Annotated in this window: 19 protein-coding genes; 10 read left to right on the forward strand and 9 right to left on the reverse strand. The window is 53.7% G+C overall.

The annotated features are described in order from the left end of the window. Positions 1-8 precede the first annotated feature (8 nt). Complete coding sequence (locus J9880_RS12370) at positions 9-1277, reverse strand: glutamine amidotransferase-related protein (protein WP_119822739.1); 1269 nt, start codon at positions 1275-1277, stop codon at positions 9-11. 212 nt (positions 1278-1489) lie between these two features. Here J9880_RS12370 and J9880_RS12375 point away from each other — a divergent pair, with 212 nt between their 5' ends. Further along, positions 1490-1996, forward strand: coding sequence for a DUF1993 domain-containing protein (locus J9880_RS12375; RefSeq protein ID WP_232769396.1), 507 nt, complete (start codon positions 1490-1492; stop codon positions 1994-1996). A gap of 67 nt (positions 1997-2063) precedes the next feature. Here J9880_RS12375 and J9880_RS12380 read toward each other — a convergent pair whose 3' ends face one another. Together J9880_RS12380 and J9880_RS12385 are read right to left on the reverse strand one after the other, a co-directional pair. Then, positions 2064-2837 (reverse strand): amidohydrolase, encoded by a 774-nt coding sequence (locus tag J9880_RS12380; RefSeq protein ID WP_095923145.1) that lies wholly within the window; start codon positions 2835-2837, stop codon positions 2064-2066. Next, positions 2825-3985 (reverse strand): pyridoxal phosphate-dependent aminotransferase, encoded by a 1161-nt coding sequence (locus tag J9880_RS12385; protein ID WP_133822800.1) that lies wholly within the window; start codon positions 3983-3985, stop codon positions 2825-2827. The genes J9880_RS12380 and J9880_RS12385 overlap by 13 nt, the downstream gene beginning before the upstream one ends. A gap of 208 nt (positions 3986-4193) precedes the next feature. On the opposite strand from J9880_RS12385, the gene J9880_RS12390 reads away from it, so the two are divergent. The 3 genes from J9880_RS12390 to J9880_RS12400 are packed head-to-tail and all read left to right on the forward strand — an operon-like array spanning position 4194 to position 6048. After that, on the forward strand, positions 4194-4808 hold the full coding sequence (locus J9880_RS12390) for a methylthioribulose 1-phosphate dehydratase (protein ID WP_095923143.1): 615 nt from the start codon (positions 4194-4196) through the stop codon (positions 4806-4808). After that, a complete protein-coding gene (gene mtnC / locus J9880_RS12395) occupies positions 4805-5491 on the forward strand; it encodes an acireductone synthase (protein ID WP_232769397.1) in 687 nt (228 codons plus the stop codon). Before J9880_RS12390 ends, mtnC begins: the two co-directional genes overlap by 4 nt. Positions 5492-5502: 11 nt before the next feature. Then, positions 5503-6048, forward strand: coding sequence for a 1,2-dihydroxy-3-keto-5-methylthiopentene dioxygenase (locus tag J9880_RS12400; RefSeq protein ID WP_112290562.1), 546 nt, complete (start codon positions 5503-5505; stop codon positions 6046-6048). A 486-nt stretch (positions 6049-6534) separates the two neighbouring features. Here the strand turns inward: J9880_RS12400 and J9880_RS12405 are convergent, their stop codons facing one another. The 4 genes from J9880_RS12405 to mtnA form a co-directional block, all read right to left on the reverse strand. Continuing rightward, complete coding sequence (locus tag J9880_RS12405) at positions 6535-7194, reverse strand: DUF799 domain-containing protein (protein WP_232769398.1); 660 nt, start codon at positions 7192-7194, stop codon at positions 6535-6537. After that, positions 7191-7568 carry a DUF4810 domain-containing protein gene (locus tag J9880_RS12410; protein ID WP_095923138.1) on the reverse strand — a complete coding sequence of 126 codons (378 nt, stop codon included), beginning with the start codon at positions 7566-7568 and terminating at the stop codon, positions 7191-7193. The genes J9880_RS12405 and J9880_RS12410 overlap by 4 nt, the downstream gene beginning before the upstream one ends. Positions 7569-7586: 18 nt before the next feature. Further along, a complete protein-coding gene (locus J9880_RS12415; RefSeq protein ID WP_095923137.1) occupies positions 7587-8258 on the reverse strand; it encodes a CsgG/HfaB family protein in 672 nt (223 codons plus the stop codon). Positions 8259-8569: 311 nt separating this feature from the next. Continuing rightward, entirely contained in the window at positions 8570-9598 is a 1029-nt protein-coding gene (gene mtnA, locus J9880_RS12420) for an S-methyl-5-thioribose-1-phosphate isomerase (RefSeq protein WP_232769399.1), read from the reverse strand. A gap of 116 nt (positions 9599-9714) precedes the next feature. Between mtnA and mtnK the strand changes: the two genes are divergently transcribed. From mtnK to J9880_RS12435, 3 genes are all read left to right on the forward strand, one after another. Beyond that, entirely contained in the window at positions 9715-10914 is a 1200-nt protein-coding gene (mtnK, locus tag J9880_RS12425) for an S-methyl-5-thioribose kinase (protein WP_232769400.1), read from the forward strand. A 95-nt stretch (positions 10915-11009) separates the two neighbouring features. Further along, positions 11010-11480 (forward strand): YehS family protein, encoded by a 471-nt coding sequence (locus tag J9880_RS12430; protein WP_095923134.1) that lies wholly within the window; start codon positions 11010-11012, stop codon positions 11478-11480. Positions 11481-11776: 296 nt separating this feature from the next. Further along, complete coding sequence (locus tag J9880_RS12435) at positions 11777-13171, forward strand: carbohydrate porin (protein WP_232769401.1); 1395 nt, start codon at positions 11777-11779, stop codon at positions 13169-13171. Between the two features lie 211 nt (positions 13172-13382). On the opposite strand, the gene fadE is transcribed toward J9880_RS12435, so the two are convergent. Beyond that, entirely contained in the window at positions 13383-15851 is a 2469-nt protein-coding gene (gene fadE, locus J9880_RS12440; protein WP_095923132.1) for an acyl-CoA dehydrogenase FadE, read from the reverse strand. A 269-nt stretch (positions 15852-16120) separates the two neighbouring features. On the opposite strand from fadE, the gene lpcA reads away from it, so the two are divergent. Beyond that, complete coding sequence (gene lpcA / locus J9880_RS12445; protein WP_013574283.1) at positions 16121-16702, forward strand: D-sedoheptulose 7-phosphate isomerase; 582 nt, start codon at positions 16121-16123, stop codon at positions 16700-16702. Positions 16703-16728: 26 nt separating this feature from the next. Next, positions 16729-17496, forward strand: coding sequence for a class II glutamine amidotransferase (locus J9880_RS12450; protein WP_015696178.1), 768 nt, complete (start codon positions 16729-16731; stop codon positions 17494-17496). Here J9880_RS12450 and dpaA read toward each other — a convergent pair. Further along, positions 17467-18192 (reverse strand): peptidoglycan meso-diaminopimelic acid protein amidase, encoded by a 726-nt coding sequence (dpaA, locus tag J9880_RS12455; protein WP_095923130.1) that lies wholly within the window; start codon positions 18190-18192, stop codon positions 17467-17469. The two genes, J9880_RS12450 and dpaA, sit on opposite strands and share 30 nt — an antisense overlap. Before the next feature lie 281 nt (positions 18193-18473). Between dpaA and dinB the strand changes: the two genes are divergently transcribed. Next, a complete protein-coding gene (gene dinB / locus J9880_RS12460) occupies positions 18474-19568 on the forward strand; it encodes a DNA polymerase IV (RefSeq protein WP_232769402.1) in 1095 nt (364 codons plus the stop codon). Positions 19569-19595: the final 27 nt, after the last annotated feature.

Genomic DNA, 19595 nt, shown 5'->3' on the forward strand with positions numbered 1-19595 from the left:
CGCTTCCGTCAGCCCATCAGCAGGTGCGGATGTTTAAGCCGCACGCTTTTGGTCAGGGCGGCGTGACTGATATCCCGGTCGCGGTTGCTCTGACGGACCTGTTGCAGGAACGCCATCAGCAGCGGGTTCGGGCGTTCACGGCGCGACATCAGTTCCGGTTGTCCCTGCACGCCGAGAAAGAACGGATGATTGTTCAGTTCAACCGCCTGCGCCTGTTCACCACTTTCGTCATACCCTGACACGCGCAATCCGGCGCTTTCCAGTTCGGCCAGTAATTGCGGATTGAGATAACGGCGCTGGTTGTAACGCAGGGTAAATTCCTCCCCCGTTTTATTCGCCAGCAGGCTGCCACTGCGGGTCATGACCGGATGATTTCCCAGACGCGGCTGTATATGTTCCGCAAGCGGCAAACCGGTTTGCAGGCTGCCGAGCGTTGACGGCCCGTGCATGACGACGCGATCCTGCCCGAGCACCTTTTGCCCCAGCGCGGTGACCATCTGATGCATCCCCTGATTAATGCCAAATACCGGCGTCTGGTTTTCCAGTGCCCAGGCGGCGGTCGCCAGTTGCCCGGTCTGCATCTCGCTGCGGGTGAGCGTCGCGCCCGGCAACATAATGCCGTCGACGTCAGACAGCGTGGCGTCAAGCTGACTGCCCGCCAGTGACGGCGTGATATAAATAACATCAATGTTCATTGCCAGTGCATCGGCAGCATCTCCCAGTGCAGCGAGCATCGCCGGATAGCTGTCACGCTGCTCGGCAAAATCACCCACCAGCGCCACACGCAGGGTTTTTCCTGCCCGCATCACCGGTTGTGAAACCGAACCTAACGCCCAGCGGCCAAAGGCATCGCGTCCCCAGCCGTTACTGCGAATTTTGCCTGTGGCGCAATCTTCCAGCTGGAATTTATCCTGATGGCGCACCACGGTTAATGATTCGATTTCGATGCCCTGTTCAGCGAGTTGTGCCGCCAGCCCTGCGGAGAGCGGTTCACGCAATGGCACGACGATATCTTCTTTAAGTGCCCGATAAATCAGGGATTCAACGCCGGACGCTTCACCCGCGCCGCGCCCGGTCAGGCGTTCTAGCCATACCAGTCCACTGGTCAGTGCATGACCCTGCGCGGTGACATGCTGACGTGCGTTCGGATAATGTTGCGCATCATGACTGACGGGAAAGTGACACAGCGGCAAAGCGCGCAATTCAGCAAGTATCGCTGCCATCGCGCCGTACAACGCGGGTTCGGGCGTGGAGTGTGCAATAAAGGTGATGGTCATCAGGTGTCCTCTGTCAGATGTTTTTGCGGGGGTATTGAATGCAAGAATTGATCCACACAGGGATGTCTTTACATGCTCTGACAAAAAGAGGGAGGTATGTCGCAAACACGCATTTGGTCACACTTCACTGCTATAAAACGACACGCTGTTCAGACCATAACGCGCTAAGGTAGCGCCGGTAGTTCTAACACTTCATTCACTAAGGAAGCATCATGTCAGCATCGCTTTATGGCAGTACGGCGGCACAGTTTGTTCGTGGTTTACAGAATCTTTCAGCCTTGCTGGAAAAGGGCGCGGCATGGGCAAAGGAAAACGGTAAATCAGAAGAGGACGTTCTGAATACCCGTCTGGCCGGGGATATGTATCCGCTGGCGCGTCAGGTGCAAATCACCAGTGATATGTCGAAAGGCGCCATCGCCCGTCTGTCCGGCGTGGCCGCACCGGCGATGGAAGACAATGAAGTGACCTTTGCCCAGTTGCAGGAACGTATCGCCAAAACCCTGCGCTTTATCGAAAGCGTGGATGTCGCGAAGCTGGAAGGCGATGAATCCCGTGAGATCGTGGTGAAAGGCAGAAACCATGAACTGAAATTCACCGCGCAAAGTTACGTCACCGTATTTGCCGTACCGAACTTTTATTTTCACATCACCACGGCCTACAACATTCTGCGCCATCTGGGTGTGAATATTGGTAAGGCGGATTTTATAGGCGGAAATTAACAGCGGCGGGAAGTGGCAGAACGGTATGAATTAAAAATGCCCCGGCTGAGAAGTCCGGGGCATTTTTTTAATCATGAAGCAAAAAGGTATCGGCATCGCGCCACGCGGGGAAGGTTTCGCGGTAATCCTGTAGTGCTTCCAGTGACAGTTCGGCATCGATAATCATTGCCGAACCCGGCTCAGCCCGCGCCAGTTCTTCACCCTGCGGATTAATGATCAGGCTGTCGCCGCTGTAGTAATGGCCGTTATCATCATGGCCGACGCGGTTGCACCCGGCGACGTACGCCTGGTTTTCAATCGCACGGGCGGCGAGCAACGTCTGCCAGTGGCGGCTGCGCGGGGCAGGCCAGTTGGCGACGTAAAGCGCAAGATCGTAATCCTGACGGTTGCGGGAATACACCGGGAAACGCAGGTCGTAACAGACTTGCGGCAAAATACGCCAGCCGCGCCATTCGACGATTTCACGGCGTTTGCCCGGCACATAATAATTGTGTTCACCGGCCATGCGGAACAGGTGACGTTTGTCGTAAAAATGCACTTTGCCCTGCGGTTCCACCAGCAGAAAACGGTTCACCGCGCCTTCCGTGGTGCTTAACGCCACACTGCCGCCAACCATCGCGCCGAGCTGTTTTGCCCACTGTTGCAGCCATTGCACCACACGCGACTCCGGCAGCGCGCTGCCCGGTGCCTGCATGGCGAAACCGGTGGTAAACATTTCCGGCAACACGATCAGGTCGCGGCCGGTCAGCGCACCGAGCAGACCGTCGAAATGGGCGAGGTTAGCCTCACCGTCCAGCCACACCAGCGGCTGTTGCAGTACAGACAGTTTTAAAGTTGACACAGGCGCTCCGCAGCAGCGTCCAGCGTGGCTTCCTGTTTGGCGAAGCACAGCCGGATCAGTTTATGGGGGAAAGGCGCGGCGCAGAAGACCGACATCGGAATGGCCGCCACGCCAACATGTTCAGTCAGCCAGTGGCAGAATGCAACATCGTCCAGATCGGATACGTCACTGTAATCGACCAGCAGGAAATAGGTGCCCTGGCTGGGTAACACCTTCAGGCGACTGTTAGCCAGCCCCTGCGCCAGACGGTCGCGTTTGGCCTGATAAAAGGCCGGTAATTCCTGCCAGTGTTCCGGCGCTTCGCGCAGCATATCCGCCAGTGCCAGCTGAACCGGCGTGGTGATGGAGAAGGTCAGATACTGATGAACCTTGCGCAGTTCGGCGCTGATCACCGCCGGTGCCACGCAGTACCCCACGCGCCAGCCGGTCATGTGATAGGTTTTGCCGAACGATGACACCGCAATGGCGCGCTGACGCAGTTCGGGATGACGCAGCACGCTGGCGTGGCCTTCGGGGGCAAAACAGATGTGCTCATACACTTCATCGCTCAGCACGAAAATGTGCTTATCCGCAATGGTCTGCCAGAGCTGTTCAACGTCGCTGTGGCTCCAGACTGTGGCCGACGGATTGTGCGGGGTGTTGATGATCACCAGCTTCGTGCGGTCGGTGATCTGATCGGCGAATTCCGCCCAGTTCACCCTGAACTCCGGTGGCTGTAACTGAATACGCTTCATCACGCCGCCCGCCAGTTCTACCGCCGGGGCGTAGCAGTCATAGCTCGGATCGAAAGCAATCACTTCATCACCTTTCGACACCAGCGCGGTGATGGCGATATACAGCGACTCGGTCGCGCCCGCCGTGATGGTGATGTCGGTGTTGGCGTCCGGTGCATAGCCGTAAATCTGTTCGGTTTTCGCGGCAATGGCTTCACGAAGCTGCGCGGTGCCGGTCATCGGCGCGTACTGGTTCGCGCCCTGACTGACGTGATACGCCAGACGGTCACGCAGATAATGCGGGCCGTCGAAATCAGGAAAACCCTGCGACAGGTTAATCGCATTGTGTTTCTGCGCCAGCGCACTCATCTGGGTGAAAATCGTGGTGCCTAATGCAGGGAGCTTACTTTCGGGGATCAATGCTGCTGTGCTCATGGCGGGTCAATACTCCTGGACCGTTGACCTGACAGGCGTCAGGTGTGCAAATAGCGATGTTGCTCACAATATAACACGATGTTAATATTTGGCAATCGAGACGCTTAGATGGCTAAATGCCAATTCGGTCTAAGGCACTTAACTTTTTATATATCGCTATTTTCACCCCAAACTCAGTCCCTCAACGCACCGTTTTTTCAGGATAAAAATGACAGAGAATTTGCAACTGGGCGCGCTGCTGGCGGCCTGTCACTGGATTGGTCAGAAGGGCTGGAGCCCGGCAACGGGCGGCAACATGTCCGTGCGTGAAGGCGATGCCCATTGCCTGATCACCGAATCAGGGAAAGACAAAGGATCACTGACCGCAGGCGATTTCCTGCGGGTTGAACTGGAAAGCGGCCTTGCGCCCGACGGCCGACGTCCTTCAGCGGAAACCGGCCTGCACACCATGCTGTATTCCCGCTATCCTGAAACAGGCGCGGTGCTGCATACCCATTCTGTCAACTCGACGGTGTTATCGCGGGTAGAACGCAGCGGTGCGCTGGTGCTGGAAGGCTATGAGATGCAGAAATCGCTCAGCGGCCAGACCTCGCACCTTGATCAGGTGGTGATCCCGATTTTCGACAACAGCCAGGATATTTCCGCGCTGGCGCAGAAGATTATGGCGTCAGCGGAGCACACGCCGTTGCAGTATGGTTTTCTGCTGCGCGGCCACGGGCTGACCTGCTGGGGACGGGATGTGGCGGAAGCGCGCCGCCATCTGGAAGGGCTGGAATTCCTGTTCCAGTGTGAACTGCAACGTCGCCTGCTGGAGGCTAAATGATCCGCGCCATTATCACTGATATTGAAGGCACCACCACGGATATCCGTTTTGTACATCAGGTGTTATTCCCCTATGCCCGTCAGCGTCTGGCGGAGTTCCTGCGTCATGAGCATGAGCAGCCGGACGTCGCAGCGGCGCTGGACGCTTTACGCGCTGAAATCGACCGGCCACAGGCCAGCGTCGAAGCGCTCATCGAACAGCTTTTTACCTACATGGACAACGACGTGAAATCGACGTCGCTGAAAGTGTTGCAGGGCATCATCTGGCGTACCGGCTATGAGAACGGCGATTTTCGCGGGCATCTGTATCCCGACGTCGCGCCGCAACTGGAAGCGTGGAAAGCGGAAGGTCTGCAACTGTGCGTCTATTCCTCCGGGTCGGTGGATGCGCAAAAACTGCTGTTCGGCTACAGCGATGCGGGCGATGTAACGCCGTTGTTCAGTGGCTATTTTGATACCCGCGTCGGGGCCAAGCGTGAAACGGAGTCGTATCAGAACATCGCTGAACAACTGATATTGCCGCCGCAGGATTTACTGTTTTTATCGGACATCCGTCAGGAGCTGGACGCCGCGCGCTTAGCGGGCTGGCATACCTGTCAGCTGATCCGCGATGACGCTGACGAGCTCAGCGATCACCTGCAAGTTAATCGTTTTGATCAGATAGCCTTAGAAACATTCTTATAAGAGGGTTGACCATGAGTGCATTAACGATTTTTAGTGACCAGGATCCTTCCGCACCGGTGTGGGAAAGCCGCGACGGCGACGCGATCGCCGCCGAACTGAGCAAAATTGATGTGCGTTTCGAACGCTGGCAGGCCGACCGCGATTTAGGCGCGAACCCGCAGCCGCAGGACGTCATTGCCGCCTATCAGCATGAAATCGACAAACTGGTCGAAGAGAAGGGCTACCAGAGCTGGGACGTGATCAGCATGCGTCCGGACAACGAACAGCGCGAGGTGCTGCGCACTAAATTCCTCTCCGAACATACGCACGGTGAAGACGAAGTGCGTTTCTTCGTCGAAGGCGCAGGGCTGTTTTGTCTGCACCTGAACGGCAAGATTTTCCAGATCCTGTGCGAGAAAAACGATCTGATTTCCGTACCGGCCAACACCCGCCACTGGTTTGATATGGGCGGCTCTCCGTCATTTACCGCGATCCGCGTTTTCGATAATCCGGAAGGGTGGGTGGCGCATTTCACCGGCGACAAGATTGCCGATGCGTACCCGAGGATGGGTGAGTAAGGTTTGCATACTGCAGAAACAAAAAAACCACCAGAAGGTGGTTTTTTTGTGCTGGTCAGGTTAGCGGCCTTTCCAGCGGGCTTCGTTACTGATGTAACGCAAGCGCAGACTAGCGGGAGGGATAGTCTACTTTTTGAACTTATTTGTCAAGGACCCAGGCAATGCGTGTATGATGACGCCGGGCCTTTACGCCGTCTTAGCAAACGGGCACCGGTTTCAGGAAAGGATGTCCAACGACCGTCAACGCAGGCGCAGACTAGCGCTTGTTTTCACGGAGATATCACCGGTGGTGTTGACGTGAAGCGGTCTTTGCAAGGACCGCACAATGAAACGGTACATCTGTATCTTTCTCGTTGTCACCGGCGCGACGCTGACACAAGGGAAGGGGAGCTGGAGCATTTCCAACAACTCTCTTAATGTGATCATTAACGCACCGGGCAAGTAAGCCAGAAAGCCGTCCCGCAAGGGACGGCTTTCTTCAGGCCTTTAACGCATTACCTGCTTACCATAATTCGGTGAGCGTGGGCCGTACAGCAGGCCGTCGGTCTGAGATGCACTCAGCAGACGGTAGCTGGTGAGCCCGGCGATATCATGACCTTTGTCGGACATCGTGCTGGAGATTTGCTTCACCGCAGCCTGAACCAGCATGCCGATGATCCCGCCGTTGTTGTTGTCATTTTCGCTGTCAGAGGCAGTGGCGTTACCTGTCCACAGCACTTTGCCATTGCGTAAATCCACCAGTTTGGCATTAGCGGTCACACGGGTTTCACTGGAAACCACCATATAAGTGCTGCCGTAGCTGGTGATATCAATGTAAAGCGCGGCATCCGCACCGAAAATTTCACGCAGTTTGGCGGCGCTGACTGCACGGATATCTTCCGCACCGGTTATGCCGTTCTGCTTGAACGTTTCCTCAACCACAGCCACAGGGAAAACATAGAAGCCGTCTTCAGCCAGCGGTGCCGTCACGGTGGAAAGCATGCTGTGGCTGGCGTTCACATCCGGTGAATGGTTCACCGGCGGCAGCACCAGAATCGACCGCGGCTTGCTCTCTTTAAACGCCGTGTAATCGTAAGACGCTTTTTTCGCACAGCCTGTCAGCAGCAACGTCAGCACCATACCGGTCAGCAGGAATAAACGTTTCATTTAACTCTCCCTTTATTTTTCAGCAGGAAATCCATGTAGGTTGCTGACTCCGGAAATAAACTTTTCTCCGTATTGAATTCCTGGAATGCCAGATCGGTATGACCGGTATTGGCATAAAGTAATCCGAGTTGCGCGTGCAGGCCAGGGGGAACGGCTTTACCGGTGGCGCGGGATTTTTCAATCGACTCTTTCAATGACGCGATTTGCTCTTCCGGTCCGACTTTGTCGCCCTGATAATACTGGTAAACGGTCTTCTGATAGTTATCCCAGTTATATAATGATTTATCAGCCTGTTTTGCGCAGCCCGCTAATAATAACGCTAAGGTAACAAAGCCGACTTTTATCACGGCACTTCGGTTTTTACATAATATCATTTCAGAATATCCGTATGATTAATTAGCCGGACGCCATGCGCCGCTTTCGATTCCATTCACCAGATTATTCACCGCTTCGCGGATCGCTAAATCCAGCACTTTACCGTTTAACGTGGAGTCATAACTGGCGGTGCCGCCGAAACCAATAATTTCGCGGTTGGACAGGGAGTATTCGCCTGCGCCCTGAGAGGAATACACCACTTCAGAGGTCTGGACGTTGACCACATTCAGGCTGACTTTGGCATACGCAATTTGCTGCTTACCGCGGCCGAGGATGCCCCACAGCTGGTTGTCGCCAACTTCTTTACGGCCAAATTCAGTCACATCACCGGTAATGACGTAGTTAGCCCCTTTCAGCGTTTGTGCCTGCCCTTTAATTCCGGCTTCTTCTTTAATTTCCGCCATATTCGTGCGGTCTAATACATTAAAGCGGCCAGTTTGTTGCAGGTCGGTAACCAGAATGGTTTTAGACTGATTGCCCAGACGATCAACGCCGTCGGAGAAAATACCACTCATATAGCTGGAGCGGTTATCGAATTTGCCGACAGAAATCGGACTGCGGGGGCCGTTATATTGCGTGTTATAAGAAGCGACTTTCTGAACTTCTACTGTGCGGGATGATTCTGTAGCGCACCCTGATAATGTGCCTGCCGCAATCATGGCCGACAAAATGAAAACTGATTTCCTCATGTTACTATTCCTTGTCCATATAATGTCTTATTAACGGGCAAAAGCAGCCCGTGCCAAATTAAATTAATTTGGTTTAATGTCGTTCCAATAGGTTGAAGCGGATATTTCACTTAAAAACGATGAATTATCTCAATAGCCATTTTTATTCTTTTCAGTCACGGAATACCGGCTCTGAAAGAGAATAAAATTTAAAATTGGCTAAGAATAATCCTAACAGATATTGCTTTTCGATTTCCTTACATTTTTGGGATTTTCTTATCATCAGCTCAAAAAAACAGCGCCCGCAGGCGCCGCATTATTCATTGAAGGGATCACTGCAAGGCTTGCCGGAAAATACCCCCGCGAACCTGATCCGGCGTCACCACCCCCACATCCAGCACCCATCCGCTGATCAGTTCTGCCGGGGTGACGTCAAATGCCGGGTTGTAAACCTGTGCGTCAGCCGGTGCCCATTGTACGGATCCGAAACTGCCGGAAACGCCGGTAACTTCAGCCGCCGCGCGCTGTTCGATGGGGATCGCCGCGCCGTCAGGGCAGTGCGGATCGTGCGTGGTATGCGGCGCGGCCACGTAGAACGGGATGCCGTGATATTTCGCCAGCACGGCCAGACTGTAAGTGCCGATTTTGTTCGCCACATCACCGTTGGCGGCAATGCGGTCGGCACCGACCCAGATGGCATCGACCTGTTTTTGCGCCATCAGGCTGGCGGCCATCGAATCACAAATCAGCTGATAAGGAATGCCCAGCTCGCCGAGTTCCCAGGCGGTGAGACGCCCGCCCTGTAACAGCGGACGGGTTTCATCTACCCACACCTGCGCGACATAGCCCTGTTCATGCGCAAGGCGGATCACGCCGATTGCCGTACCAACACCGGCTGTCGCCAGCCCGCCGGTATTGCAATGAGTAAGCAAACGGCTGCCGGGCGAGACCAGTGTCGCGCCGTGCGCGGCAATGCTGTCACATAAGGCGCGGTCTTCCTCGACCAGTCGCAAGGCTTCTTCTGCCGCCGCTTTCACGTAATCAGTGTGCTGCAACGCGGCTTTCATACGGTCGAGATTGTTCATCAGGTTGACTGCTGTCGGGCGCGAAGCGCGCAGTATTTCCAGCGCGTGATGCAGTTGATCCGGGGTCATACCCTGTCCGGCCAGCAGGGCCAGCAGCAGGCTGGCGGACAAACCAATCAGCGGCGCACCACGCACGCGCAGGGTGCGGATGTGATCCACCAGTTCGCTGACGTCGCGGCATTCACGCCAGTCAGCGCGTTGCGGCAGGGCTTGCTGGTCGAGGATCCACAGCTGATTTTCACGAATACGTAAACTGGTGGTTGTGAGGTTTTGCATTGTTGGTTAAATCCTTGTTGCCCGGTTGCATCTGGTCACTTATTCTGCCAACATGCGTAACGGATGTATAGACGTCTAAACGCTTTAAAGGCTAAAAAAGAATTCGAGAGGTCAGGATGTCGCGCTACTACACGTTTACCGCTGAAGATGCCGTTGAATATGCCCGCCAGTTTGGCGGTGTGGCGGATCCGCAATCCCTGGTGACGGCCGATGAAATCGGTGACGGAAACCTGAATCTGGTGTTTAAGATCCGTGATACTTCGGGCAAAAGCCGGGTGATTGTGAAACAGGCGCTGCCTTACGTGCGTTGCGTGGGTGAATCCTGGCCGCTGACGTTAGACCGGGCGCGCATCGAAGCCGAAACCCTGATTATCCACGGCCAGCATTGCCCGCAGCATACGGTGACGGTGTTGCATCATGACGCGGAACTGGCGGTGATGGTGCAGGAAGATCTGTCGGATCATCACATCTGGCGCAGTGAACTGGTGCAGGGAAAATATTACCCGCAGGCGTGCGCGCAGCTGGGTGAATATCTGGCGCAGACGCTGTTCCATACTTCTGATTTCTGCCAGAACGCGCAGGTCAAAAAAGCCGAAGTCGCGCGTTTCACCAACCCGGAATTGTGTCAGATCACCGAAGATCTGTTCTTCACCGATCCGTATGTCGATCACGAGCGCAATAATTTTGACGCCATTTTGCAGCCGGAAGTGAACGCGCTGCGCGAAGATAAACCGCTGCGTCTGGCGGTCGCCGCGCTGAAACATCGTTTCCTGAGCAAGGCCGAAGCGTTACTGCACGGCGATATTCACAGCGGGTCGATTTTTGTGGCCGAAGGCAAACTGAAAGCCATCGACGCAGAATTCGGGTATTACGGCCCGATGGGCTTTGATCCCGGTTCTGCCCTCGGCAATCTTCTGCTGAACTACTGCGGTCTGCCGGGGCTGGTCGGCGTGCGTGAGGCGGCGGACGGACGTGAACAGCGTCTGAAGGATGTCCGTGATCTGTGGCTGAGTTTCTCAGAGCGTTTCCTGCAACTGGCGCGGGATAAATCACAGGATCCGACGCTGGCGGAGCCGGGCTATGCGGAAGTCTTTCTGCAGGACGTCTGGCACGATGCCGTCGGCTACTGCGGCGCGGAGCTGATCCGCCGCACCATCGGGCTGGCGCACGTAGCCGATCTCGATACCATTAAAGATGCGGCGATGCGCGCAGACTGCCAGCGTCATGCGCTGAGTCTCGGCCAAAAACTGCTCCTCACTGCACAACAAATCGGCGATGTGGAGTCACTTATTGCGCGGATCCGTCAGTTCAGCTAATCCTGTAAGTTTCTTGTATAATGCCCGCCTTCGAGGTGCGTAGGGGTAAACCCGGTGGCATTTCCTCGGTTTACTTTTAACAGGAATACAGAATTATGATGCATAACCATGTCTTACGCAGCGTGCGCTACATGTTGGATTTAAGCGAAGGCCAGCTGATCGAGATCCTTAAAACCACCGGTACGCCTGTCAGCCCTGAGGTGATGTCCCGCTATCTGAAAAAAGAAGATGAAGAAGGGTATATGGAAGTGCCGGACGAAGTGATGGCGAACTTCCTGAATGGCCTGATCACCTTTAAACGCGGTAAAGACGATCGCTTCCCGGCACCGGAAGTAGAAAAGCGCCTGACCAACAACATCATGCTGAAAAAACTGCGCGTGGCGTTTGAGCTGAAAACCGAAGACATGATTTCTGTCCTGACTGCCGCTGATTTCAAAGTGTCCGAAGGCGAACTGAGCGCGTTTTTCCGCAAAGAAGGCCACAAAAACTACCGTCCGTGCGGCGATCAGGTGATGCGTTATTTCCTGAAAGGGCTGACGGCGAAAGTCCGTCCGAAAAAAGGCTAAGCTATTAAATATTCGCCAGCTTAATATATCTGATGGTGGGTATTAGAAATAATAATAAGCGGGGTGCTTTTATGAAAAAAGCGCCCCGTTTTACGTTTATTGGTTTTCCAGTGATGTAATTTCGTTATTACAGTTTTACTTCACGTTTCCCCGCTTTTATTTTTGACAGATTATTCCTCCGGAAACTATCTTCTGTTCTCATTATGAAACCTCTGGGCAGTATTTTAATAAAAATGAAATAACACCGTTTATTTTAAAACGGCGAATTTAATTTGTATTGAAAGGACATCTTAATTATGACAAAGATTAAAACGTTGGCTTTATTAGTCGGGCTGGCTGTGTCTGCTCCGGCACTGGCAGCGGGTTCATCAGCCAGTCTGGAAGCCCGCATGGCGCAGCTTGAACAGCGTCTTCAGCAGGCAGAAGCGCGCGCGGAAACGGCAGAGAAACAAATCCAGCAACTGACGAAGCAGGATGTTAAACGCGAACAGGAAATTGCCAGCGTGAAAGAATCCACGCCGGTAGAAGTTAAACAAGATGGAATATCCAAAAACAAACTGTTAACACTTAATGGTTTTGATAATTTAAAACTTTACGGCGATGTTGAATTTAATGTCGACGGCGCAAGCCGCAGCGGACAATTAACCTCCATCAGAACCGAGGATAATAAAAATTTCCGCGACGGGAATAATGAACGCTGGGATGTGAATGGTCGTTTATTAATCGGTCTTGACGGTTATCGCCGTAATGATAATGGCCAGTTCTCTGGTTTCTCCGTTCAGCCGACCGCCAATTTAAACGGCTCGATGGGCGTGGATGATGCCGCCTTCTTCTTCGGTGAAGAAAAAGACTGGATGGCAAAAATCGGCCGCTTCGAAGCCTACGACATGTTCCCGCTTAATCAGGATACCTTCATTGAGTATTCCGGTAACACCGCCAATGACCTGTATGCCGACGGCTACGGTTATGTCTACATGATGAAAGAAGGGCGCGGACGCAGTGACAGCGGCGGTAACATCCTGCTGAACAAAAATCTCGGCAACTGGTATTTCGAGCTGAATACGCTGATGGAAGACGGCACGTCGCTGTATGCCGATCGCAACTATCACGGCAATCAGCTTGATAATGATAAAAACACCGTTTACCTGCGCCCGATTATCGCCTGGAAAGGGGATGTCTTCTCGGTGGCGGCCGCGATGGAAACCAACGTCGTCAACAATGCGTATGGCTATAAAGATGGCGACGAGTTTGTCGATCAGTCCAAACGTAATGGTTACGGCATGACGATGACCTGGGACGGCCAGAAAGCTGACCCTGAAAACGGCATCGTGGCGAACCTGAGTACCGCGTATATGGACGCGTCGGATGAAAAAGACTTCACCGTCGGGGCCAATGCCTTGTGGAAACGCTTCGAGCTGGGTTACATCTACGCGCACAACAAAATCGAAGACTTTAATATTAATGGCGTCCGCGCATCTGACTACGACGATGACTGGTTTGATGAACCGGGCGACTACGATATTCATACCATTCACGCCAGTTACCTGATCCCGAACGTGATGGATATGCAGAACTTCAACGTCTATCTCGGTGCCTACGTCTCCATGCTCGAAGCGGATAAAACGTACAGCAGCGATGACGACAGCGATCAGAGGTATGGGGCGCGGGTCCGCTTCAAATACTTCTTCTGATTACCCGTCATATTTCGCGTCACAGATGCGTTGGCTGCGCGTGTTCGCCCGAATCACTTACTTGAGTAAGCTCATCGGGACTCACTTGCTTTGCCGCCTTTCTGTGGCACGAACTATTTAGGGTAATCCGATAAACTGAATCGCTGAATCGGATGCAAAAAAAAGCCTGAGTGCGTAAACACTCAGGCTTTTTTATCGGCTAATTATGGGTTCAGGCAGCTTCGGTGTGGCGGGGTTTCGCCTCATCCTTTTTTGCACTGTCTTTCTCCGCTTCCGGCTTTTTCGCGGCCAGTTCATCCGGTTCAAACTCATCGACGTTGATTGAACGCAGACGGCTTTCTTCCGCACGGCTGAGAATACGGGCATCGTCGGCGCTGAGATGACCGGCATCCAGACCTTTTTGCGCCAGAATATCCAGACGGGTGAAGGGCAGTTTTTTACCCATCGCGTCGCACAGACGTTTATGCACCGGTTCAGCGGCCAGAATATCCTGCAAGGCTTCTTCCAACAGCCCGACCGGGTTGTGCTCGCTTGGCGTCAGATACTGACCACGGCCGATACGGCTGCGGGTGGCAGAAGGCACCTGAAGAATACGCGCCAGTTCGTGATCCAGACGGTCAGACGGTGCGGAATGCGCACGGCCCAGCGGGAAAATCACCAGACGCATCACACCGGCCACAAAACGGTTCGGGAAGTTACGCAGCAAATCGTCGATAGCCACTTCGGCCTGATGCAGACAATCCTGCACGCCCCAGTGCACCAGCGGTAAATCCGCTTCGTTACAGCCTTCTTCGTCATAACGTTTCAGCGTCGCCGTCGCCAGATACATCTGGCTGAGGATATCGCCGAGACGGGCGGAAATGCGTTCACGACGTTTCAGGCTGCCACCGAGCACTCCCATCGACACATCGGCCAGCAGCGCCAGGTTGGCACTCAGGCGGTTGATGTGCTGATAGTAGCGGGCGGTTTGATCATTCACCGGGGTATCGCTGGTGCGTCCGCCGGTCAGACCCAACCAGAAACTGCGCATTTTGTTGCTGCCGACGTGGCCGATATGCCCGAACAGCGCGCGGTCGAAATCAACCAGATCGTTTTTCTCAGCCGCCGCCATTTCCCGCAGAACGTAAGGATGGCAACGGATTGCACCCTGTCCGAAGATGATCATGCTGCGGGTCAGAATGTTGGCACCTTCCACGGTGATGGCAATCGGCGCGCCCTGATAGGTACGGGCCACGAAGTTGCTGCTGCCGAGCATAATGCCTTTACCGCCGGTGATATCCATCGCATCCATCACGGCGCGCTGGCCACGGTGAGTACAGTGGTATTTGACGATAGCCGACAGCACGGCCGGTTTTTCACCGAGCATAATGCCGTTGGTGATCAGCGTAGCGGCGGCATCCATTACATACGCGTTACCGGCAATGCGTGCCAGCGGCTCTTCGATGCCTTCCATTTTACCGATCGGCAGTTTGAACTGACGGCGGATATAGGCGTAAGCGCCGGTCGCCAGCGCCAGAGATTTCAGGCTGCCGGTCGAGTTAGAAGGCAAGGTGATGCCACGGCCCACAGACAGACATTCCACCAGCATACGCCAGCCCTGACCGGCCATTTTCGGGCCGCCGATGATGTAGTCGATCGGCACAAAGATATCGCTGCCGCGCGTCGGACCGTTCTGGAACGGCACGTTGAGCGGGAAGTGACGGTGACCAATTTCGACACCGGCGGTGTCGGTCGGGATCAGCGCACAGGTTATGCCCAACTCTGTTTCGTTGCCGAGCAGGTGATCGGGGTCTTTCAGTTTAAACGCCAGACCGAGCACGGTGGCGATAGGGGCCAGCGTGATATAGCGTTTGTTCCAGGTCAGGCGCATGCCGAGCACTTCTTTGCCCTGCCACTGGCCTTTACACACAATCCCGAAATCCGGAATGGCGCCGGCATCGGAACCCGCTTCCGGGCTGGTCAGTGCGAAACACGGAATTTCCAGACCTTCGGCCAGACGCGGCAGATAGTGATCTTTCTGCTCCTGCGTACCGTAATGTTGCAACAGTTCGCCCGGACCGAGGGAGTTTGGCACGCCGACGGTGATCGCCAGAATACCTGACACACCGGCCAGTTTTTGCAGCACCCGCGCCTGAGCGTAAGCGGAGAATTCCAGACCGCCGTATTCTTTCTTAATGATCATCGCGAAGAAACGGTGTTTTTTCAGATAGGCCCACAGTTCCGGCGGCAAATCAGCCAGTTCATGGGTGATCTGGAAATCATTCGCCATGCGACAGGCTTCTTCTACCGGCCCGTCAATAAAGCGTTGTTCTTCTTCCGTCAGCTGCTGCTCAGGATAATCCTGCAATTTTTTCCAGTCCGGCTTGCCGCCAAACAGGTCGCCTTCCCACCAGGTCGTCCCGGCTTCAATGGCTTCTTTTTCCGTGCGTGACATCGCGGGCATCACTTTACGGAAGGTTCGAAGTGCCGGGCCGGAGAACAATGAACGGCGCAGGGCCGGGATATTGAAGGGCAGAAGAATGATCGCCAGCGGCAGCAACAGCCACAGCGTCCACAGATTAAGGGCACCCATAGCAGCCGTAAACGCCAGTAAAATCAGGCTGCTGAAGGCAAGATTGACCTTGTGGTAGAACAACGCACCAAGGATCACGACAAATGCAACAATGCTAAGAACCATCATAGTAAAGCTCCTGAGTAGTAGGAGGTCTGACCTGTTGTAGGGATACAATGGTTTTAGTTCATGCTCATTTCTTTATCAATGTGTTTACATACTAATTACAACACAGCTCACAAACCGGCCGCACGATGGGTCAAAAACAGAAACTATCGGAATCATTACCGCTTCATTGCTTCTCGCAGTTTCGGCTTTCCGTTAAACTGCACGGCGGAACGTTTTATTGCTATCGGCCGTGTTGAAACCGGCTGCAAATGGACATAAAAGAGGCTGCTATGTACCAGGATATTATCCGTACTGAACTGAACGAAGCTGCTGACACGCTGAATAAATTCATCAGCGATCCGGCAAATATTGAGTCTATTCAACGTGCAGCAGTGCTGCTGGCAGATTCATTCAAAGCGGGCGGGAAAGTGATTTCCTGCGGTAACGGCGGTTCACATTGTGACGCCATGCATTTCGCTGAAGAACTGACTGGCCGCTACCGTGAAAACCGTCCGGGCTATCCGGCCATCGCCATTTCTGACGTCAGCCACATTTCCTGTGTCGGCAACGATTTCGGCTACGAATATATCTTCTCCCGTTATCTGGAAGCGGTTGGCCAGAAGGGCGACGTGCTGCTGGGCATCTCCACCTCCGGTAACTCCGGCAACGTGATCAAAGCCATCGAAGCCGCCCGTGCCAAAGGCATGAAAGTCATCACCCTGACCGGTAAAGACGGCGGGAAAATGGACGGCTCAGCCGACGTGGAAATCCGCGTTCCGCACTTTGGTTTCGCTGACCGCGTGCAGGAAATCCACATTAAAGTGATTCATATCCTGATTCTCTTAATCGAAAAAGAAATGGCAAAGGCATAAGATTTTTGCCGTAAAGGAGGCAGGTGATGTGCGAATTGCTCGGGATGAGCGCTAACGTTCCTACTGATATTTGTTTCAGTTTCAGTGGATTAGTGCAGCGCGGTGGCGGGACTGGCCCGCATAAGGACGGCTGGGGCATTACCTTTTATGAAGGGAATGGCTGTCGTACTTTTAAAGATCCGACGCCCAGTTTTAATTCGCCCATTGCCCGCCTTGTTCAGGAATACCCGATCAAATCCTGCGCGGTGATTTCCCATATTCGTCAGGCAAACCGTGGCGAAGTGGCGCTGGAAAATACCCATCCGTTTACCCGCGAACTGTGGGGTCGCAACTGGACCTACGCGCATAACGGTCAGCTTCGCGGTTACCGCCAGCTCGATACCGGTACGCTGCGTCCGGTCGGTCAGACCGACAGCGAATACGCGTTCTGCTGGTTGCTGCACAAACTCACGCAGCGTTATCCACGCCGCCCGGCAAGCTGGCCGCCGGTATTTCGCTATATTGCGTCGCTGGCTGATGAGTTACGGCAGAAAGGGGTGTTTAACATGTTGCTGTCGGATGGCAATTTCGTCATGGCGTACTGCTCAACGAATCTGCACTGGATCACACGGCGCGCACCTTTTGGCAAGGCGACGTTGTTGGATCAGGATGTGGAAATTGATTTTCAGCAGCAGACGACACCGGATGATGTCGTCACCGTGATTGCCACGCAACCGCTGACGGCAAACGAAACCTGGAACAAGATTGCTCCAGGCGAATTCGCGTTATTTCACCGGGGCGAACGCCAGCTGTGAAGACAGCGGGGTGTTGGACAATGGCTGCAACACTTCATACTTACCGTCACTCACCACAACATTCGGTGGCTGGTGATGTTTCTCAAAGTAAGCATATCCCGGCTGCAACTGGCTCCAGAAGCTGTAGTAGCTGGAGTTCTTATGCGCTTTCATATTGGCATCGGTCATTTTGAACGGGTAGATGCTGATTTGCAGATTACGCTGTCCGAACTGGAATGCCGCCTGCACGTAGGTGAAGATTTCGTCCATATAGCCGTCGGTCATCGCATAGCAACCGATAGACTTACAGTTACCGTGGATCATCAGATACTTACCTGAATACCCCTGCGAGATATCATACGCATTCGGGAAACCGATGTTGATGGCGCGATAAAAGCGGCTGTCGGGTTTCAGGTGGTGAATATCCACGTTGTAGAAACCTTCCGGGCTTTTGAAATCACCTTCGCGACGTTTATTTCCCAAACCGCCGGAAAAATCGCAGATGCCATAGCTGCCGATCAGGCGAAATTCGCCGTCGAGCTGGGCATACAATTCGAGTTTACGTTCTTGTTTGAAGATCTGGATATAAACCGGAGCGCCTAATAATTGCTTTTTAAGCGTCGCGTTGACCGGAACAGCATCGCTGGCCACGGCGTAATTTGCTGTAAATAAAGGCAAACTGAGGAGCATCGCAAGAAACAGCGCGATTCTGATCATTCTAAATCCTGCTTGGTAATAATGTCGATTATGTTGTCTACAGCTGAAGTGCCTGTAAGACCGCCACTGATTTTCTTCTTATGTACTGCCTGTCTGAAACGATGCCATATTAATACTGATTAATTTTTTAGCAATCACCAAATAATGAATAATGAGTTTCGATATCGGAAATTTATTACGTTGCCATCAATGGTGATTAATTAAGCGAAATTAACCAACATTTTCTGTGTTGGAAATCTCCTCACTCAACTGTATACTTATACAGTCATTGGGGGAGGGCTATGCGTAAAATCATTCATGTGGATATGGACTGCTTTTTCGCGGCCGTCGAGATGCGCGATGATCCTTCCCTGCGCGACATTCCTATTGCTATCGGCGGCAGTCGTGACCGCCGTGGCGTCATCAGCACCGCCAATTATCCGGCCCGCAAGTTCGGCGTCCACAGCGCAATGCCCACCGGCATGGCCCTGAAACTGTGTCCGCACCTGAAAGTCATTCCCGGCCGAATGGACGCGTATAAAGAGGCCTCTGACCACATTCGTGAAATCTTCGCGCGTTATACGCCATTGATCGAACCGCTGTCACTCGACGAAGCTTATCTGGATGTTTCCGACGCGACTCAATGCAACGGTTCTGCGACGCTTATCGCCGCCGAAATTCGTCAGGCCATTTTTGATGAGATCAACCTGACGGCGTCAGCGGGCATTGCGCCGATCAAATTTCTGGCAAAAATCGCCTCGGATCTGAACAAACCCAACGGCCAGTTTGTTATCACGCCCGATAAAGTGGAGGCGTTTTTACAGGATCTGCCGCTGAGTAAAATTCCCGGCGTCGGCAAAGTCACCGCCCAGCGTTTGCAGGAGCAGGGGTTAATCACCTGCGGCGATGTGCAACGTTATGATCTGGCTAAATTACTTAAACGTTTTGGCAAATTTGGCCGTGTCTTATGGGAGCGTTGTCAGGGCATCGACGAGCGTGAGATTTCTCCCGAACGCTTGCGCAAATCGGTCGGTGTCGAACGTACCCTGGCCGAAGATATTCACAGCTGGGAAGAGTGCGTGGCGCTGATCGACCGTTTGTATCCTGAGTTGCACAGACGCCTGCTTCGCGTAAGCCCGGAACTGCGCATCGCCCGGCAGGGGGTAAAACTCAAATTCCATGATTTCCAGCAGACGACGCAGGAACACGTCTGGCCGGTGCTGAATAAAGAGGATTTACTGAAAGTCGCGCGGGAAGCGTGGGAACAGCGGCGCGGCGGAAGGGGAGTCAGACTGGTGGGATTGCATGTGACGTTACAGGATCCGCAGATAGAGCGGCAGCTATTGTTAGATTTAAACTCCTCCCCCTGCGAAGGGGGAGAATGGGAGGGGATTTAGCGGGCAAAATCAATGCCTGAGAAAACT

Source organism: Rahnella victoriana, assembly GCF_021276285.1.
Lineage (GTDB): Bacteria > Pseudomonadota > Gammaproteobacteria > Enterobacterales > Enterobacteriaceae > Rahnella > Rahnella victoriana.

Bases quoted from the DNA above. Each gene is read 5' to 3' on its own strand.
- J9880_RS12450 (WP_015696178.1), top strand. From the start codon at position 16,729: ATGTGCGAATTGCTCGGGATGAGCGCTAACGTTCCTACTGATATTTGT.
- mtnA (WP_232769399.1), bottom strand. From the start codon at position 9,598: ATGCAAAACCTCACAACCACCAGTTTACGTATTCGTGAAAATCAGCTG.
- J9880_RS12370 (WP_119822739.1), bottom strand. From the start codon at position 1,277: ATGACCATCACCTTTATTGCACACTCCACGCCCGAACCCGCGTTGTAC.
- J9880_RS12390 (WP_095923143.1), top strand. From the start codon at position 4,194: ATGACAGAGAATTTGCAACTGGGCGCGCTGCTGGCGGCCTGTCACTGG.
- J9880_RS12385 (WP_133822800.1), bottom strand. From the start codon at position 3,985: ATGAGCACAGCAGCATTGATCCCCGAAAGTAAGCTCCCTGCATTAGGC.
- mtnK (WP_232769400.1), top strand. From the start codon at position 9,715: ATGTCGCGCTACTACACGTTTACCGCTGAAGATGCCGTTGAATATGCC.
- dinB (WP_232769402.1), top strand. From the start codon at position 18,474: ATGCGTAAAATCATTCATGTGGATATGGACTGCTTTTTCGCGGCCGTC.
- lpcA (WP_013574283.1), top strand. From the start codon at position 16,121: ATGTACCAGGATATTATCCGTACTGAACTGAACGAAGCTGCTGACACG.
- J9880_RS12435 (WP_232769401.1), top strand. From the start codon at position 11,777: ATGACAAAGATTAAAACGTTGGCTTTATTAGTCGGGCTGGCTGTGTCT.
- dpaA (WP_095923130.1), bottom strand. From the start codon at position 18,192: ATGATCAGAATCGCGCTGTTTCTTGCGATGCTCCTCAGTTTGCCTTTA.
- J9880_RS12410 (WP_095923138.1), bottom strand. From the start codon at position 7,568: ATGATATTATGTAAAAACCGAAGTGCCGTGATAAAAGTCGGCTTTGTT.
- J9880_RS12405 (WP_232769398.1), bottom strand. From the start codon at position 7,194: ATGAAACGTTTATTCCTGCTGACCGGTATGGTGCTGACGTTGCTGCTG.
- J9880_RS12400 (WP_112290562.1), top strand. From the start codon at position 5,503: ATGAGTGCATTAACGATTTTTAGTGACCAGGATCCTTCCGCACCGGTG.
- fadE (WP_095923132.1), bottom strand. From the start codon at position 15,851: ATGATGGTTCTTAGCATTGTTGCATTTGTCGTGATCCTTGGTGCGTTG.
- mtnC (WP_232769397.1), top strand. From the start codon at position 4,805: ATGATCCGCGCCATTATCACTGATATTGAAGGCACCACCACGGATATC.
- J9880_RS12430 (WP_095923134.1), top strand. From the start codon at position 11,010: ATGATGCATAACCATGTCTTACGCAGCGTGCGCTACATGTTGGATTTA.
- J9880_RS12375 (WP_232769396.1), top strand. From the start codon at position 1,490: ATGTCAGCATCGCTTTATGGCAGTACGGCGGCACAGTTTGTTCGTGGT.
- J9880_RS12415 (WP_095923137.1), bottom strand. From the start codon at position 8,258: ATGAGGAAATCAGTTTTCATTTTGTCGGCCATGATTGCGGCAGGCACA.